At 36.5% G+C, this 17,875-nt stretch carries 15 protein-coding genes and 2 pseudogenes; 13 read left to right on the plus strand and 4 right to left on the minus strand.

All coding sequences use genetic code 11. The features are described 5' to 3' along the window. Nucleotides 1-87 precede the first annotated feature (87 nt). A complete protein-coding gene (locus QNN06_RS03775; RefSeq protein ID WP_213118725.1) occupies nt 88-663 on the minus strand; it encodes an NAD(P)H-dependent oxidoreductase in 576 nt (191 codons plus the stop codon). A gap of 351 nt (nt 664-1,014) precedes the next feature. Between QNN06_RS03775 and QNN06_RS03780 the strand changes: the two genes are divergently transcribed. Beyond that, a complete protein-coding gene (locus QNN06_RS03780) occupies nt 1,015-1,320 on the plus strand; it encodes a hypothetical protein (RefSeq protein ID WP_217033291.1) in 306 nt (101 codons plus the stop codon). A gap of 42 nt (nt 1,321-1,362) precedes the next feature. Here QNN06_RS03780 and QNN06_RS03785 read toward each other — a convergent pair. Next, nucleotides 1,363-1,674 (minus strand): annotated as a pseudogene (locus QNN06_RS03785) (tyrosine-type recombinase/integrase); the annotation flags it as partial. A gap of 146 nt (nt 1,675-1,820) precedes the next feature. Beyond that, a pseudogene (locus QNN06_RS03790) lies at nt 1,821-2,154 on the minus strand (purine-cytosine permease family protein); the annotation flags it as partial. A gap of 852 nt (nt 2,155-3,006) precedes the next feature. Here QNN06_RS03790 and QNN06_RS03795 point away from each other — a divergent pair. The 8 genes from QNN06_RS03795 to QNN06_RS03830 are packed head-to-tail and all read left to right on the plus strand — an operon-like array spanning nt 3,007 to nt 10,928. Further along, complete coding sequence (locus QNN06_RS03795) at nt 3,007-3,795, plus strand: enoyl-CoA hydratase/isomerase family protein (RefSeq protein ID WP_284037008.1); 789 nt, start codon at nt 3,007-3,009, stop codon at nt 3,793-3,795. 12 nt (nt 3,796-3,807) lie between these two features. Next, entirely contained in the window at nt 3,808-4,962 is a 1,155-nt protein-coding gene (locus QNN06_RS03800; RefSeq protein ID WP_284037009.1) for an acyl-CoA dehydrogenase family protein, read from the plus strand. Then, nucleotides 4,955-6,004, plus strand: coding sequence for an acyl-CoA dehydrogenase family protein (locus QNN06_RS03805; RefSeq protein WP_284037010.1), 1,050 nt, complete (start codon nt 4,955-4,957; stop codon nt 6,002-6,004). The genes QNN06_RS03800 and QNN06_RS03805 overlap by 8 nt, the downstream gene beginning before the upstream one ends. Before the next feature lie 13 nt (nt 6,005-6,017). After that, nucleotides 6,018-7,181 carry a CaiB/BaiF CoA transferase family protein gene (locus QNN06_RS03810; RefSeq protein ID WP_284037011.1) on the plus strand — a complete coding sequence of 388 codons (1,164 nt, stop codon included), beginning with the start codon at nt 6,018-6,020 and terminating at the stop codon, nt 7,179-7,181. Next, entirely contained in the window at nt 7,178-8,029 is an 852-nt protein-coding gene (locus QNN06_RS03815) for an alpha/beta fold hydrolase (RefSeq protein WP_217033299.1), read from the plus strand. Before QNN06_RS03810 ends, QNN06_RS03815 begins: the two co-directional genes overlap by 4 nt. Before the next feature lie 16 nt (nt 8,030-8,045). Next, the gene (locus QNN06_RS03820; RefSeq protein ID WP_213118716.1) at nt 8,046-9,083 is read left to right on the plus strand and encodes a TRAP transporter substrate-binding protein; all 1,038 of its coding nucleotides are present in this window, start codon (nt 8,046-8,048) and stop codon (nt 9,081-9,083) included. A 12-nt stretch (nt 9,084-9,095) separates the two neighbouring features. Next, nucleotides 9,096-9,620 (plus strand): TRAP transporter small permease, encoded by a 525-nt coding sequence (locus tag QNN06_RS03825; protein WP_284037012.1) that lies wholly within the window; start codon nt 9,096-9,098, stop codon nt 9,618-9,620. Nucleotides 9,621-9,632: 12 nt separating this feature from the next. Then, nucleotides 9,633-10,928: a TRAP transporter large permease gene (locus QNN06_RS03830; RefSeq protein ID WP_284037013.1), complete on the plus strand. Its 1,296-nt coding sequence runs from the start codon at nt 9,633-9,635 to the stop codon at nt 10,926-10,928. Nucleotides 10,929-11,035: 107 nt separating this feature from the next. On the opposite strand, the gene QNN06_RS03835 is transcribed toward QNN06_RS03830, so the two are convergent. After that, on the minus strand, nt 11,036-12,859 hold the full coding sequence (locus QNN06_RS03835) for a V4R domain-containing protein (RefSeq protein WP_284037014.1): 1,824 nt from the start codon (nt 12,857-12,859) through the stop codon (nt 11,036-11,038). Nucleotides 12,860-13,171: 312 nt separating this feature from the next. Here QNN06_RS03835 and QNN06_RS03840 point away from each other — a divergent pair, with 312 nt between their 5' ends. The 4 genes from QNN06_RS03840 (at nt 13,172) to QNN06_RS03855 (ending at nt 17,764) form a co-directional block, all read left to right on the plus strand. After that, a complete protein-coding gene (locus QNN06_RS03840) occupies nt 13,172-14,335 on the plus strand; it encodes an acyl-CoA dehydrogenase family protein (protein WP_284037015.1) in 1,164 nt (387 codons plus the stop codon). Between the two features lie 15 nt (nt 14,336-14,350). Continuing rightward, entirely contained in the window at nt 14,351-15,307 is a 957-nt protein-coding gene (locus QNN06_RS03845) for a VOC family protein (protein ID WP_284037888.1), read from the plus strand. A gap of 76 nt (nt 15,308-15,383) precedes the next feature. Continuing rightward, nucleotides 15,384-15,797, plus strand: coding sequence for an acyl-CoA thioesterase (locus tag QNN06_RS03850; RefSeq protein WP_481819256.1), 414 nt, complete (start codon nt 15,384-15,386; stop codon nt 15,795-15,797). A gap of 560 nt (nt 15,798-16,357) precedes the next feature. Beyond that, on the plus strand, nt 16,358-17,764 hold the full coding sequence (locus QNN06_RS03855; RefSeq protein ID WP_284037017.1) for a C40 family peptidase: 1,407 nt from the start codon (nt 16,358-16,360) through the stop codon (nt 17,762-17,764). Nucleotides 17,765-17,875: the final 111 nt, after the last annotated feature.

Consider the following 17,875-nt stretch of genomic DNA (forward strand, 5'->3'; position numbering starts at 1 on the left):
ATTAGTCACAATTTTAATAAGAAAAGGAGCACAAATTTCGCGCTCCTTTTAAACTTTCTTTTTTTTTTGACGTGCAATCCCATATGTTCAAATTACTTTTGCGTGCTGGTAGATTTTTTGAAGCCATTTCTGCCGAGTTTTATAGGTAGAATGTTTAACAGACGTTAATCGAGTTCTTTTGATATTTTTAATGCCGCAGAACTTTAAAATGTAATCTCTTACTACAATCCATTCGACATTTTTTCTAAACAATCGAATAAATAAAGAGGGAGCATCGATGGTGTAAATAACCCATGCCGATTTATTCTTCAATAACCCTTTCGGAAATGCTCCTTTGTGTTGATACGCAAATCCGGAAACAAACACGCGATCAAAAAAGCCTTTTAAAATGGCTGGTACACCATACCACCAAATCGGGTAAATGAAAATTAACTGGTCAGCCTGCTCAATTTTTTTTCGATACTTTTCAGTATATGGATCATGGATTAAATCCCTTGGTTTATGCTGATTATCGATGACTAAAACAGGATCAAATTTCTCCGCGTATAAATCAATTAATTCAAATTTCCGTTTGGCTTCCTTTAACCCTTTCATAACGTTCTCTAATATTGCATGATTAAGGCTATCCTTATTTGAGTGGGCATAAATAATTAAGGTAGTCATATGGTCCCTCCATTAATAGATAATGAATTTCCCCTGGGCCAATACTGGCGGTTTTAGACATATCATATTCTAAGTAAATCGCTAAGTTTACATCCTTTGGCATTTTATGTTCAACTTGTTGACGACTGCATCTTACTTCTGACTCTCTTTCCGCGACTTTTAGAGCATGATTCTTATGATCTTGTTGAATCCGTTGAAATTCCCTTTTTAACTCTGTGTTGGTTAATTTTTGTACACATTTTCAGGGCTATTTATAGACTCTTTTTTTATTTTTGGGACAAACATCCACACTCGGAGACAAAACCATTCATAGTTTATCTAAATGAGTAGAAAAGAGAGGAGAAGAATTCATTGGTGGGGAATGATAATAAACAAAAACAAAAGCCAAATGAAGAAAAAATGGTGGAAGAACAAATCATCCCTTTAGAAAAATACAATTTAGTTCACAATTGGCAACTCATAATGCAATTCAATTTTGCTTTATTTAAAAACAATGATGAATTTGTAATTATTAATAATAATGATGAATATATAGCTCGTTTTAGTATTACCGATGTAGGGGTAATCGAACTAAAAAAAACCTCATCTGAATTACCTCCGAAGATTGATTTTAAGAATAAAATGATTAGGATACCTAATTATTACAGAGCACGGTGAGTAATAAGTATTTATAATATAAAGGTTATTTCGGGGGAATAAGCTGTTGCGTAGTTGGTGTGGATGAATTTCTTTGTTGATCACTGCCCGACTGGATATTCGTTTTATGATGTACCTCATCTGTCCAATACTCATTTTATTTGGATGCCGTTCAGTTACAAAAATAGCTATGTCCGTATCCTGGCGAAGGTCCAAGTAACGTATTAGCCAGATTTCACACCGTATATTAAAGTACACCTCCCTTTCCTTATCTCCCTTTCCAAGTACAATAGCTGAACGTTTAGACCAGTTGATACAATTTTTTTTATTAAGAGAAACAATTTCTCCTATTCAACAACCAGTTGAAAACATAAAAGGAACTTTGCTCAAACCTGTATCAATGACCTATTTGCATTAATCAACTGGTACTTCTTTTGTAAATGTTGACTGTTTTCACTGTTTTTCTTTTTTACGTTTTACCCTTACTGCCTCAGACTCTTTACTGTAATATCTCCCCTATAGACAGCTATTGCAATAGTGGGGAGTGAGGCTAGGATGGCTGCCAAGAAAGTGGCTGTATTTTGCAGGAACGTTCCCATGTACCCTAATGCAGCAATCGTTCCAAAAACACTTGAGATAATTAATGGTGCAACCCCAACTGGATTCCATTTATATAATTTTTCCTGTCTCGCTTCATATTCTTTCGGTCCCATTTTGAGCAGCTTCTTCACGACTAATGCATCTGTAACTAAAATAGCCGCCCATGCCATTAAGAGAACCCCTTGGAATGCCTAAATAATCCAGTATGCCTCGCGCAATCGACAAGACGCCAGAGATAACAACCCAGAAGCGCCGCACTTATCGGTTGGGGGATCATGTTAAGCACCCGATCAGATAAATAGACGGAAAAATTTCGCTTAATTAGTAAGTAAAATCAAAAATAGCTTAAATAGACGGAGAAATTCCGCCTATTGACTCGTAAAACGTGAAAATGGAGGATTTTGCTTTGAATAATCGGAAAACCTTCCCTTAATTACCCCGAAAAGAGCTCCATTCTGCATTTAACGGAAAAATCTCCGCTTATTTTACTTTCGATAGTTACTAGGTAAAACGGAGGGAAAAAATGTGTAAACATCCATTGATCGTGAATACAGAATGGTTAGCGGAGCGGTTGGAAGATCCAAATTTACCTGGAATGCGCTTTTTCTCAATATGCTTGGTCAAAAAAACGTAGCCGTATTGACGGATCGATGAATGAGTGGACAAGTAATCCTGACTGTCCGTTGATTACTGTCAGCTAAATCTGAAATGTTAGGATGAGAAAATATATAAAGTGCCAGTCACTACCCGTAATTTGTTGACTTTTGGTCGACATTATTCGGGTGGTGCCAGGCACTTTTTTAATGACCTTTTTTTGTTCCAATCAAGTCTTTATAGAAATTACGTTTTTGCTATATTTCAATAAATTTTATTGAGTACTACTCGTGAACTATAAAAAAATATTTTTCGAAAATTCTACCGATTTTAAAAAAAAGCTTATAACAACTGAAAATAAAGAGGATTTTCTTCTAATTATGGGAAAAAACACATTAAATTGGTGAGGGTAAAATTTTTCATAATAGTTTGACAATAATTCTTATTCTAATTTATGTTAAAAGTATCATAAAAAATATGAAAATAGTGAAAACAAAGTGAGGGATCAAAGCAATGGAGGAAAATAGCCCGATTTTGACGGAAATGCATGATGGAGTATATGTGATTATTCTGAATAGACCCAAACAAAAAAATGCATTTAATAAATTAATGATAGATCAATGGGTTGAAGCCTTAGAGAACGCTAAAAGGAATGAAGACATTAAAGTCATTTTAATTACCGGAAATGAAAGCGCCTTCTGTTCGGGCGGAGACCTAAATGACATGAAAGCCGACTTATCGCCTGCGGAAACGAAGGACTATTTATGGCGAAACGTTCATCGAGTGGCGCTAACGATACATGATATTGATAAGCCGATCATTTGTGCCATTAATGGGATAGCTGTTGGTGCTGGGCTTGATATGGCCCTTATGGCAGATATAAGAATCATGGCGGAGACGGCTAAAGTATCTGAGGGGTATATAAATGTCGGTTTAATACCAGGAGATGGCGGAGCCTATTATTTGCCAAGAATTGTAGGATACTCCAAAGCCCTGGAACTCTTATGGTCAGGTGACTTTATCTCTGCAAGTGAAGCAAAAGAGATAGGATTAGTGAACATGGTGTATCCATCTGAAGCATTTTTCGAAAAATCACTAGAATATGCTAAAAGAATAGCTGCTAAACCTCAAATTGCTGTACGGCTGATAAAAAGAACGGTGAAGCAATCCATTAAATCAGACTTATCCAGTTCCCTAGATTTAGTATCTTCCCATTTTGCTATTGTTAAGTCTTCGGAAGATCACAAAGAAGCCGTAAATGCATTTCTACAAAAAAGAAAACCTATTTTTACCGGAAAATAAAGGAGGATTCACTTGGTTAGCATCGCTGAATTTAATACCCAATCTGACATTAGAGAACTAAGATCAGCAGTGAGAGAATTTATAAAAGAAGAAAAATTGAATGGAACGTTTACTGTTAGGTGTGATGCAAGTATTTCTGGTTTTTCACCAGAGTTTAGCAAAAAGTTGGCTAAAAAAGGTTGGATTGGGATGACGATTCCCAAAAAATATGCTGGTCAGGAGAAAAGCAATTTAGAGAGATATGTTGTTTTAGAAGAAATTTTATCAAATGGTGCACCGGTTTCTGCCCACTGGGTAGCAGACAGACAAACAGCTCCCTTGTTGCTAAAGTTTGGAACGGAAGAACAAAAAATGAAATATTTACCATCTATTTGCAAGGGAGAATTATATTTTGCTATCGGTTTAAGTGAACCAAACTCAGGAAGTGATTTGGCATCAATATCCACAAGAGCCGAAGACAAAGGAGATTATTGGCTTTTAAATGGAAGTAAGATTTGGACAACAGGTGCACACCATGCACACTTTATTCTTGTACTCTGTAGGACTTCCCCCAAGAATGAAAAGAACAAATATGAAGGTATGAGTCAAATTATAGTGGATTTGAAGTCACCAGGCGTAACCATCAGACCTGTCCATCTAATGACGGGGGAGCATGAATTTAATGAAGTATTTTTTGAAGATGTAAAAGTGCCAAAAGAGAATTTAGTTGGGGTTGCGGGAAATGGCTGGCAACAAGGATTAACAGAATTAGCATTTGAAAGAAGTGGTCCCGAGAGATTCCTCAGTACGTATCCATTACTAGAAGAATTAATCGAGATCGTAAAATCTGAAGGGAATGTGCAGTCTGATTTACAAGACTTAGGCTCTTGTATTGCCAGTTTAGTAACTTTGCGAAAAATGTCCTTAGAGGTCGCGTCTTTATTGGAACAAAAAAAGACACCAAACACAGAAGCCGCAATGGTAAAAGATCTCGGAACCCAGCTAGAAAACCGAATTATTCACACAGCTAGAAATACTGCATCCATCTACCCTTCTTTAGATTCAGATAAAAGAATCGAGGTTTATGCAGCACAATCTATTTTACATTCGCCAGGATTTACCCTAAGAGGTGGAACGACAGAAATTTTAAGAACGATTATTTCTAAAGGGGTGATGAATAATGGATGAAATGGAATTAATATTGAAAGAGTCTTTTGAAAAAATCCTTGATGACTTTTGTGATAAAGATTTACTTGAGGAATCTGAATCCAAAGGAGTCCCGACTCAATTATTAGAGACGTTAGAGGAATTTGGAGTTTATTTGATTGGGATAGATGAAGCTGATGGGGGAAGTGGATTTGAGAAAAAGCATGCGCTGGAATTAGCTGTTATTGCTGGTAACTATGCGCTCCCCATCCCATTTACCGCTATCTTATTTCGTAATTGGATAGCTTATCAAGAAAAATTAGATTCAAAGAGCCACCTTTCATGTGGACCGTTTGACCAAAGAATAAAAATCAACTCGGAAGAGGAGTATTTGGCTAACGGTAAGATTGAAAATATATATGGATATACAAAAGGGAACGATGTTTTAGTAATAGGAACCAATGAACGCGGGGAAGAAAATCTAGTTTTGCTGGATGCTAGTCAATTAGATTTTAAAATAAAACACAATTTAGCTAATGAACCAGTCTATTCGTTTGAGCTAATCAATCATTCACCCAAACTAGTTAAATCAATTGATCCATCAGTGGTTAACTATTATTTTTCATTGCAACTGTTACTTAACTTAGCTGTAGCTACTGGTGCATTAAAGAAAATAGTTGAATTAACAATTGAACATGCAAATACAAGAATTCAATTTGGAAAGCCGATTAGCAGCTTTCAAATGAATAAAAATAATCTTTCTATTATGGCAGAATCGGTAAAACAGGCTGAAATCATGACACGTACTTGTATTGAATCTCTCAAGGATGAAATGGATCAACAATTTTATTTAGAGTTGATGGTTGCAAAATTAAAAGTTTGCGAGGCAATAAGCACAGCTACAGCAATCGCTCACCAGATTCATGCAGCTATGGGGTTTACACAGGAACACATACTCCACTACTACACAAGAAAATTATGGTCCCTAAGAGACGAGTATCAATCTGAATCGTACTGGTCGCAAGAAATCAGTCGTTTTGTCTTAGCTGAAGAAAAAGGCTTATGGGAGATTATAACTCAATAAAGGTGGTAAAAGCATGAAGGCATTAGAAGGGCTGGTTGTCTTAGACTTAAGCCAAGTATATCAGGGACCGTACTGTACACTACAACTAGCTTACCACGGGGCAAAAGTAATAAAAGTTGAGAGTCCAAAGGGGGATATTTTACGAGAAAGACATGAAAGCAAAGTTCCCCATGAATTTTTAATGTTCAACACAAATAAATACGGTGTCACCTTAGATTTGAAAAGTAAAGACGGAAAAAAGGCATTTTTGAAACTAGTGGAACAAGCAGATATTTTAGTAGAAAATTTTACCCCAGGAGTCATGAAGCGATTAGAGTTGGATTATGACGAAGTCTTAAAAAAGACAAACCCAAGGCTCATCTATGCGACAGCAACGGCTTATGGCCTAACAGGCCCTTATCAAAATTTCCCAGGAATGGATCTAACGGTGCAAGCCATTGGAGGAGTGATGAGCTCTACAGGTTATCCGGAAATGCCTCCGGTTAAAGCAGGACCTGCTATTGCTGATTTGTTAGGCGGAACGCATTTATTAGCAGGCATTGGTTTAGCTCTTTATCATAGAGAAAGGACTGGAGAAGGGCAAAAAGTAGAAGTATCAATGCATGACGCTCTTTATCCGACATTAGCTTCTCCTTTAGCTGCATTGTACGATGGCGATCCTGACAATTATTGCGAAAGAACAGGGAATAAGCATAGTGGGTTAAGGTCAGCACCATACAATGTCTATCCTTCCAAAGATGGATTTGTTGCTATTATATGTGCAACCGAGCGACATTGGCAGTTACTCGTTGACATATTAGAACAACAACATCTACTTGAAAAAGAAGAGTTTAAAAATACAATCAGCCGGGCAGCACATATGGATGAGGTTGACCAATTTGTCACTGAATGGACAAAGAATATCAATAAATGGGAAATTGTTGAAATATTAACTGAAAAAGGGGTACCGGCAGCACCGGTACTGACGATTAAAGAAGTTGCAAATGATCGCCACTTAATAGAGAGAAACATGATTGTAGAAATCAATCATCCTACAAAAGGTAAAGTGAAAGTTCCGGGTTCAACAATAAAACTTTCAAGATCTATCGTTGATAACTATCAACCAGCTCCATTCCTAGGGCAACACAACGAAGAAATCTTTGAAAATATGATAAAGAAAGAGGAGGAAAGAATATGAGTACAACCACTTCAACCATTTCAACTCGCCATGTTAATACAGAAAATTTTAAAACCTATGTGAATGAATCAGGGGCTGAAAATAAGAATAAAGTAATTTTTATTCACGGTTCTGGTCCAGGAGTCACAGCTCTTGCGAATTGGAGTTATGTTTTAGACAGTTGTCAAGAACAGTTCCATTGCATTGCTCCAGATCTATTTGGCTTTGCCAACAGCAGTCATCCGGTTGAGCCTCCGAAGACTAGGCAAGAATGGCTCGATTTATGGGTGAAGCAAATAATTGAATTAATGGATGAAATGAAAATTGAAAAAGCAAACATTGTCGGAAATTCTTTAGGTTGTTCGATTGCATTGGAATTATTAATGGAGCATCCTTATCGATTTGATCGAGTAATTTTGATGGGCCCCGGTGGAACTCCAGTAACAAAGATGAGCATTGAATTGGCAAGGGCTCGAAATTTCTATCAAGCTCCAACTCCCAAAAAATTAAGACAAATTATGGAATGGTTTGTCTTTGATGTAGAGAAAATGGCTCCAATTATTGATTCGTTTATTGATGAACGTTTTGAAATCGCTTTAAAAGAGGAAGTGAAAAGGTCAAATAATGCCTTTTTCAGTACAGCGCCCTTGCCTGTGCCACCTACGGCTTTAAAAAGAATCAATCATGAAATTCTCTTAATTCATGGCAAGGAGGACCATGTTTGTTCCATTGATTCAAGCTACTATCTGTTAGATCATTTACCTAATGCCCATTTATTTGTCTTAGGACAATGCGGTCACTGGGCACAGTTGGAACATAAAGAAACATTTAATAAGCTTGTGAAGGAGTACTTTAATAAAACAATTTAATAGGGGTGGAGTTTAAATGAAAAATAAATTGTTGATATTCATGATTGTGCTAGCACTAGTCACGATGGTTGGTTGTAGTTCATCCTCTTCAAATGGCACTACGAAGAAAGAAAGTGAAACGAACAAAAGCACAAAAGGTAACGTGGAAGAAGTATCCTTTAAATTTGCCCATGGATATCCAGTAGAACAGCATACCCATAAGGGTTTTGAGAAATTAAAAGAATTAGTGAGCAAAAAGAGCGGTGGGAAAATTAAGATCAGTATTTATCCCTCTGGACAACTTTACAATGATATAGGGATAGTAGATGCGATCTCTTCAGGACAAATCGAAGCTGGCGCAACAACGTTTGAAATGTTAACATCTTTAGTTCCAAGTGCCGAGCTTATTGTATTGCCTGTATTTGATGATTACGAACACCTTCACAGATCATTGGATAACGGTGTACGTAAAATTTTTGAAGATGAATTTGCTAAAGCCAACCTTTACCCCATTATTTGGGGAGACTTTGGAATGGCGTATTATGCATCGAAAGATACTCCACTGAAAACTCCTAATGATTTTAAGGGTAAAAAGGTGAGAACAACAAGTCCGCTTATGTCCAAATTTGTAGAAGCAGCTGGTGGTACCCCAATCACGATGCCAGGGGCAGAGGTCGTTCAGGCATTACAAAGAGGAACGATTGATGCAGGTTTGTCAGCGCCAGTTGCCTTCATTGCCCAACAATATTATGAAGTGACTAAATATTATACAGGACCGCAAAACGCCGGGATTTCCATTTCACTAGTGAATTTAGATTGGTGGAATTCTCTTCCTGAAGAAACACGAAACATCATATTAGAATCTTCTAAAGAGGTAGAAGGATGGATGTCCAAGGAAGTCCAAAAACAACAGGAGGCAAATGCAAAGACTCTAAGTGAAAAAGGAATGAAGTTTGTAGAAGTAGATAAGAAATCATTCAAACCAGTAGAGGACAAGGTTCTCGAAGATTTCTATCAAACTACGGGAGATGTAGGAAAGAAAATAATGGACATTATCAATTCTTCAAGAAATTAAAAGGGTGATGATATGAAAATAGTAAAAATGATTACCTATATAATAGGTAAAATATTGGAAGTTGCCGGTATTATTGCCGGCCTCCTTATTTTTTTAATCGCTGCTATGGTTTTAATAAGTGTAGCAGGTAGAAATATCATGATCCCCATTCATTGGGTTGAACCAATTTCTGTATACTTTTTTATTGCTGCTTCCTACATGGCAGCTGCCTTCGCGATGTATAATGTAGAACATATTAAAATCGATATTCTCACAAATTTGTTTTCTAGGAAAACCAATAAGGTATTAGAAACTTTCATGATGATCGTTTCATTAGTTTTCTTTATTTTTTTAACGAAGCACAGTTGGGTCATGATGCATAGTTCGTATGTGAAACATGCAAAGGACTTATCAATCATTCAAGTTCCGATTTGGATCCCTCAGAGTTCTTTAGTAATAGGCAGTGTCCTCCTATGTTTAGCTATTATTAGGCATTTGCTGCTTTTATTTCTTAAAGACCAACATGAGGCGGCAAATGAAACTCAAGTACTGGGTTAGGGGGGGTTGTGTTTGGATTACGTAATCATTTTAGGGATATTAATGATAATTATCCTTTTAGGAATGCCTGTTGCATTCGCATTAATCATGGTAAGTGCTGGAGTATTAATGGTTTACTTAGACCCTCTTGTAGCAAATTTACAAGTACCACAACTACTCTTTAATTCTCTTAATAATAGTATTTTAATAGCAATTCCATTATTTGTTCTAACTGGACAAATATTGTTAAAAAGTGGAATCGGAACAAGGGCCTTTGATGCGGCAAATAAATGGTTTGGACATTTGCCAGGAGGTTTGGCTATTGCAAGTGTATTGACGTGTGCATTTTTTGCCTCATTAACGGGGTCCAGTATTGCAACGGTAGTGACCATTGGATATATCGCATCTAGTGAAATGATAAAAAATGGGTATCCTAAAAGACTGGCATACGGGATTATTGCCGCAGCTGGTACATTGGGGATTTTAATCCCTCCAAGCGGCCCGATGATTTTATATGGGGCAATGACGAATGTATCCATAACAGATTTATTTATGGCTGGAATCATCCCAGGTATCATCTTGGTGATTATCTTTATCGTATATGTGATCGTTGTATATGGGAAAAAGCTGAATAGAGGAGAAAAAGCGAGCAAAAAGGAAAGGATGGCAGCTTTAAAAGAAGTCAGCTGGCTATTCCTATTACCGGTGATTATTATTTTGGGGATATATTCGGGGATCTTTACAGTTACAGAATCGGCAGCAGTTGCCTGTATTGTCTCCTTGCTGTTAGCCTTGTTTGTTTACAAAGGAATAAATCTAAAAGGATTATTTGAATCTCTTAAAGAGACAGCTTCAAATGTCGGGATGATTGCGTTAATATTAGCCGCAGCTTTACTATTTGGATTTGCCATTACGGCGATTGAATTACCGCAAGCGATTCAGCTAGGGCTAGAGTCACTAAATATGAATAAGTGGACATTATTATTATTGATTTTTGTCATCTTTGTTATTTTAGGAATGTTTATGGATGTAATATCGATCCTATTAATCATGGTTCCAATCCTACATCCAATTTTAGTCAGCTATGGCGTTGACTTACTGTGGTTCGGTATTTTTACGATTATCGCTTTAGAAATGTCGGCCATAACACCGCCAATAGGGCTGAACCTGTTTGTCATGATGCAAATTTCAGAGAAACAAGGAACTCCTTTGAACCTTATAAAGATGTCCTATGCAGCTGCTCCGTATTTGTGTTTAATGATATTATTGATTGCCATCATTACCCTTGTGCCACAATTTGTTTCTTATCTTCCTCATGCGATGAAATAGCTTTGTCAATCTAAAAAAGTGCCATCGAGATTTGGTATGGAATCCAGTCTTGATAGCACTTTTTTCAATATTGAAATCCTTTGGCACTAGCTTAATAAGGTTCTCACTTAAGGTTCTATTTTTATTTTATCAATAAGTATCATACTTTCAATTAATAATAGTAAGTAAGCCGAATTGCGAAAATCTTTTAAACTTTTACCTATTATTTCTTCAATTTTTCTGATCCGATACTGAATCCCTCCAATTGATAACGATAAATCATGCATGGTCTTTTCTAATTTCCCATTGTTTTTTAAATAGATATATAACGTATTTAATAATTCTTTATTTTTGTCATCATTGGAGGTATAAAGAATTTTTAGTTCTTTTTTGGCTAATTCGATTAGCTGTTCATAGTTATAAGTATTCACGATGGAACCAATAAAGCCTAAATCATCGTGAAGTATAATATTTTCATGAAATGGAGAACGAACAGAGTTTGTAGCTTGTAACAAGTACGTATCAATGTCGAGTAAATCTTCAAATTTATTGCTGACACCAATCTTAAAGGTGTAATCTGGAAGTGATTTTTGCACCTTTGTGATCATTCTTTTCATGATTTGTTTTAAATTAGAAGTTTTAATTGGAGATCCGATTAAAATCACACAATGATCGTTATACCTGGATACAACGACAATGAGGTCCTCACTTTCACACTGCTTAGCTAATTCAAGACAAATAGGATATAAATCGGTCGTATTCTCCTTGTATCCCTTCTGATTAACATTCACCAGAGCCACATAGAATGGACCTACTAGCGGTTGTTTCAGATACTTGAATTTCTGCTTTATATCGTCTATGGAGTCATATTGTTTTGTAATGAGGTCATCTAACACAGAAATCTTCATTCTTTCTTGTGCCTCAAACTGAATTTTCTCATTAATAAAGCATAAAGTAGAGATGGTAGAGATGCGTTCTAGAAAAGTATGGTCATTAGGCTCTTTCCGTATATGTTCATAGTATATAAAAGAACAATAGGCAAACACTTTATTTTCCAAATAAATAGGAGTTTTGAGTTCATTAAATTTTTCTGATTCAAAATACTGCGTTTGATTATACGATTCAACATAAAACATTTTTGCTTTTCTAACTGATTTTAATTCCTTAAGTTGGGCTTCCGTTAAGCCATACTGAACAATCATGTTTCCGTGTCGATCTTCGATTAAGATGGGTATTTTGATATTGTGGTAGGCCGTTTCAATTACAACGGGAATGCTTTGGTTTTTGGAAACGCTTTCGGTTAACTGGTTATGAAATACAGATATTTTATCTAGAAGGTTTTTTTGTTTCAGAAGTTTATCATACGTAAGTTCTAACTCATCATAAATGGTTTGCTCATTATATAGCAAAATTTCTTCGGGGTATTCCTCCTGCCAATCTTCTTCTAATTTTATGACGAATTCACAATTTTCATCTCCTCTTGCCTTGCATTTTGTCTCTCTTACCATAACAGCTGCATTAAATGCTTTAGAAAGATATCCAGTTGCAAAACCACTTAACGTATAACAAGAGCATTCGGTTGAAACTTCATGATGTTTCAAATGGAGTATGGCTTCATAGGAATCAAACCAGATTCCTTTCGTGTTTATATAAAGTAAATTTCCATTCTTATCATATTTTTGGTCTCTTTTTGTAATTACGTCTGATACATGGCCCATCTTTTTATGGATCATGATGGCTTGGTTGACTACATATTCTGGAGAATGAGTTTCTAATAATTCAGATGCCGTTTGAGCGCCTAATTCCTTGCCTAATCTTAATAAAAACCCTTTCGTCTTATGGGAACCTATATTATGAAATAATGCTTTTCGTAGTATTCCAAATGATTGACTAGAGAATAAGATATCAAAACTATTAATTTTTAGCTCACCGATATTACTGATCTTGGACATAGATTTTCTCCTTTAACCAAAAAATATAGTAAGTATTTACTATCATGATAGAACTTTCCAATATAAAAAACAATATATTTTGTCAATTTATTCAGATTTTTCAGTAAAAAAGAGTATTTTTTTTCACTTTAACATTTGATTGAATGGATATATAAGGATTAAAGCGTTTTCAACGTAAATAACTTATAAACCGTTTCGTAAATATTGCTAAAAAAAGGAGTGAAGTTGTACTTTCTTTTAACTATTTTATGGTTAGAAAGAGTTCCAACTAAAATATAGTTTGTAAGTTTTTATCAAAAAGGAGTGAAGGAATTGGCTGTTTCATCAGTACAAAATTACGTTTATGAAAGTTTAATGGAAAGTGCGAAAAAAATTGGGATGTTGGCAGAATTAGAAAAAATAACAGCAGATAAAGAGAATTCCATTTCCGAAAATGTTATTCGTTTAATTAAAAAAGAAGGGATCAATAAATTAATTATTCCAAAGGAATATGGCGGTGAACAAATTGATTTTACCACCTTTAGCGATATGGTAAAAACGGTTGGTTTCTATAATCTGTCAGCGGCATGGCTGACCTATTTTTATTCGCTTCATAATTGCTGGGTCGCCTATCTGCCGAAACACCGCAGGGATGAAATTTATCAGGATAGTGGTTTATTAGCCGATATTCTGGCTCCCATTGGATCGGCAAAAAGAGTTGATGGTGGATTTATCTTAAATGGAACTTACAATTATGTCAGTGGGATTAAACATAGTAAGTGGTGTGCTGTTGGTGCAGTGGTGAAAGACCAAGAAATGACAGAACAAATTGTTTTAGTGATTGATACGTCCGACGTAAAAATAGTTGAAAATTGGGAATCCCTTGGGTTAAGAGGGTCTGGAAGCCATACATTAGTAATTGAGGACTTATTTATACCTGAGGATTTAACATTCAAGATTCAAGATATACAAAAGAAAAGCCAACCATTAGAAGGTCCTTTTGATAACGACTATTTATATTATAATGTACATTTTTTGCCTGCCTTTTATATTGGATTCCCAGCAATGGCGATAGGTGGGGCCGAAAGAGCAATAGATGAATTTAAGAAAGGAACGGAAAAAAGAGTTCGAATCTCCGGGGAGTCAGAAAAAGCATCTCCAAGAAGCCAAAGAGTAATTGCGGAAATGATGATGAAACTTCAAGCAGCCAAAGGGTTAATGAGAACCTATATAGAGATGTTGGAAGAGGATACCGGCTATAAATATGACCCAAGTGAGTATAAAGCCATCCGAGCTAGTATCATTCAATCTTGTATCGATATCGCTCAAAAAGGGTTATTAACGCTTGGAGCTAGTGCGTTGATCAAAGGGCATCCTTTGGAAATGATTGTTAGAGACTTATTGGCCATTGGTACTCATGTAACTTCATTATATGAAGATGCGGTGGATGCTTTAGGGAAAAAATTATTTGGATACAATAGCGGTGTTCGAGGGTAAGGGAGGAGAAGTATGATGACTAACTTTATATATGCACCAGAAATTGCAAAACTGGGCCATGTTGCATTAGTTTCTGCGAATATAGAAAAATCATTGTGGTTTTTTAAAGAGATTCTTGGTTTGGAAGAAACTGCAGTAGAGGATGGGACCCATTATCTACGAGGCTGGGGAGATTTCGAACATCATAGTTTATCCATTCGCTCGGGTGACACTTCTTACATCGATCATATCGGTTGGAAAGCGAAAAGAAGAGATGATTTAGAACAATTTGCATCACTTTTAGAAGAAAAAGGGACGAATGTAGATTGGATTGAAAGTGGTGTCGAAAAAGGGCAAGGCAGAGCGATTCGTTTTCAGTTGCCATCGGGCCATAAATTTGAAATCTATTATGATATGGAGAAACCTAAAGGGGAAGGAAAAAACAAAACGATCTTAAAAAACCAGAGTCATAAAGCTTGGGCAAAAGGGATATCAGCGCGAAGAATTGACCATGTCAATATTGCTACCAATGCTGAGTTGGAGCCGGTATCAAATTTTATTACTAATACCCTAGGTTTTAAAATTCGGGAATATTTGGTTGATTCAGATGACAAGCAGATCGGTGCTTGGATGAGTGTGACGAATTTAGTCCATGACCTTGCCATTATGAAGGATCCAAATGCACCAACTACTCATCAGATGCATCATTTGGCCTTTTGGTTAGATAATGCTCAAGATATGCTGCGAGCGGCAGATATTTTATCAGAGCATGAAGTAGAATTTGTTGGTCCTGGTAAACACGGAATTTCTCAAGCCATTTACCTATATGTCATTGATCCTGGAAGCGGATTAAGAATAGAGTTATTTTCAAATGGTTATTTGATTTTCGAGCCAGATTGGGAACCAATTAAATGGACTTTAGAAGATAAAATCGCTCTTACTTATTGGGGAGAAAATACCTCACAGGCTAATAGATCAACCATAAAAGGGTAATGAGTAAAAAAGAAGTGAGCCAAGATGATGTAGAAAGTAGGAGTTAGTTTTTATGAATACAGCAGGTAAAGGTACGATATCAAGATATAAGTTAAAGGTAAGACTGGGTGACACCGATATGGGAGGAATTGTTTATTATCCCAATTATCATAAATGGATGGATGAAGCAACACATGAATATTTAGGAGCCATCGGGGTGCCTTCATCGAAACTTTTTTCGCAACAGAATATTGGTGTACCATTGCTTGAATCGAAATGTAACATACATTCTCCGCTCTTTTTTGAAGATTGTGTTGAGGTCGTTAGTTCAGTCCTAGAATTGTTTAATAAAGTCTTTAAAATTAGCCACCTTTTTTATAAAAATGATCATATAGTTGCGGAAGGTTATGAAATTAGAGCTTGGGCAACCTTTGAGGGGAAATTAAAGACCCATCCCATTCCTCAAGAAATACGGGAGAAGATGGTTGGGATTGAGAGCATACAAAAATAATAATAACCTTTGGTGAGAGTCATTTAATGGCTCTTCTTTTTGTTAATATTCACCATGTAAAACTGACAGAAAATGGTACTAAAAGATACGATGTAGTTCCTTTTGGTAGTGAATACGTCCAATCAAAGGAGGACCATTAGGCATCCAATCATAAATATAATAACGATGATTATTGCACGATGTCATGTTTATCAGAGGAATACAAAGGGTAAATTTGGTAAAAATCAGTGCATTCCAGACCGGTCATCCCTTCCTAGGAATAACAAGCTGACTTTGATGAAAACGGTTGTTGTCACACTTTGTCATAGAATTAAATATTACAAAGTGATTACAATTATATTACGTAAAGCAAGTAGTGAACATATAATTTCCTTGATTTCATTATTCTTCCTGCATAGTTATTAATATACTATTTGTAATAAAAAGTATAGATTCTACCAATTCTGTATTCATATTAGTAGATTAACAACGAACTACCACTTTTGGTGGATGTTTTTTTGTTGGTTATTTCATTATTATGTCTTATTGGAGCCAAATAATGAAAGGTAGGAAGTAAAAAAGTGAAGAAAAATCTAGTAACAGCAGCTGCAACAGCTGGGCTCGTCCTTACTGCTTTTGGAGCCACAGCAAGTGCACAAGAACCCGCATATACGGTTCGTCCTGGTGACAGCCTTTGGAAAATTGCCAATTCCAATCATGTATCTATTAACCAATTAAAAGAATGGAATTCTCTTTCAAGTGATACCATCTATGTCAATCAGAAACTATCACTTACATACACTGTCAAACGAGGAGATAGTCTTTGGAAAATTGCTAAGGACAATGGTACAACCGTGGATGAACTAAGACGGTTGAATGGCATGACATCAAGTTTTATTCGAATTGGACAGTCATTAAAAATTGTAGCAACAAATTCAAATGATTCTTCTTATAAAGTTCAAAAAGGTGACTCTCTTTCAGTCATCGGAGCCCGTTTTAATCTATCAGTGTCCCAGCTTAAAGCAATAAACCAGTTATCCTCTGACACGATTTATGCTGGACAGACGTTAAAGGTTAGCGGTGTGGAAAATCCCGCCATTGTGACGAAATCAGAATCAGTTACAACTGGAAATATAGCAGCAGCTTCAAGTGCTGTATCAACACCGAGCACTCAAGCCACTTCAAATGCAGAATCATCACAAAGCGTAGTGACAACATCAAGGGTACCGGCAACTGGTACTACAGAGGGTGCTTCTAATACAAAAGCTGATGATAATTCGGCAGTAACTTCTGGTGCAACAACTGGACAAGCACCGGTAGCATCCAGTATACCAACAACGCAGGAAAAAGCACCGGTAACACCAAGTGCACCAGCAACTACAGAAAAAGCACCAGTAACACCGAGTGCACCAGCAGCGACAGAAAAAGCACCAGTAACACCAAGTGCACCAGCAACGACAGAAAAAGCACCGGTAACACCAAGTGCACCAGCAACAACAGAAAAAGCGCCGGTAACATCCAGTTCAACAGCAACAACTGGAAACTCAACAACGAATTCAAATCCAGCAGCACCGGTTCAACAGCCAGCACCTTCTACTGAAGTAGCTCAAAAACCTGCAGCATCATCAGCTTCTCTCGTTCAGGGAGTGATAGAAGAGGCTAAGAAATATCTTGGTTCGCCGTATAAATGGGGAGGAAACACTCCAGCAGGTTTCGATTGCAGTGGCTATACTGTATATGTGTTTAATAAAGTCGGCATCTCCTTACCACGGACTGCTGCAACACAATGGGATGCAACAACACCAGTGGCTTCGCCAAGCGTAGGAGATCTTGTTTTCTTTCAAACCTATAAACTCGGACCATCCCATGTTGGCATCTATTTAGGAAACAACAAATTTATCAGCGCAGCCTCAACAGGTGTAACGATCTCAGATATGACATCTACCTATTGGAAGACTAGATATCTTGGTGCAAAAACTCCTTACTAAACTTTAAGAGTAATATGATTTTAATAATGTAGACAGTATGAAAAAATGGTAACTTAGCTGTTTTTCATACTGTCTTTTTTTCTTAATCAGTGGCAGTCGTACATTATGAGA

Origin of the sequence: Neobacillus sp. 114, from assembly GCF_030127045.1 — a bacterium.
GTDB classification, from domain to species: domain Bacteria; phylum Bacillota; class Bacilli; order Bacillales; family Cytobacillaceae; genus Neobacillus; species Neobacillus rhizophilus.

Bases quoted from the DNA above. Each gene is read 5' to 3' on its own strand.
- QNN06_RS03795 (WP_284037008.1), top strand. From the start codon at position 3,007: ATGGAGGAAAATAGCCCGATTTTGACGGAAATGCATGATGGAGTATAT.
- QNN06_RS03775 (WP_213118725.1), bottom strand. From the start codon at position 663: ATGACTACCTTAATTATTTATGCCCACTCAAATAAGGATAGCCTTAAT.
- QNN06_RS03810 (WP_284037011.1), top strand. From the start codon at position 6,018: ATGAAGGCATTAGAAGGGCTGGTTGTCTTAGACTTAAGCCAAGTATAT.
- QNN06_RS03820 (WP_213118716.1), top strand. From the start codon at position 8,046: ATGAAAAATAAATTGTTGATATTCATGATTGTGCTAGCACTAGTCACG.
- QNN06_RS03845 (WP_284037888.1), top strand. From the start codon at position 14,351: ATGACTAACTTTATATATGCACCAGAAATTGCAAAACTGGGCCATGTT.
- QNN06_RS03835 (WP_284037014.1), bottom strand. From the start codon at position 12,859: ATGTCCAAGATCAGTAATATCGGTGAGCTAAAAATTAATAGTTTTGAT.
- QNN06_RS03815 (WP_217033299.1), top strand. From the start codon at position 7,178: ATGAGTACAACCACTTCAACCATTTCAACTCGCCATGTTAATACAGAA.
- QNN06_RS03825 (WP_284037012.1), top strand. From the start codon at position 9,096: ATGAAAATAGTAAAAATGATTACCTATATAATAGGTAAAATATTGGAA.
- QNN06_RS03805 (WP_284037010.1), top strand. From the start codon at position 4,955: ATGGATGAAATGGAATTAATATTGAAAGAGTCTTTTGAAAAAATCCTT.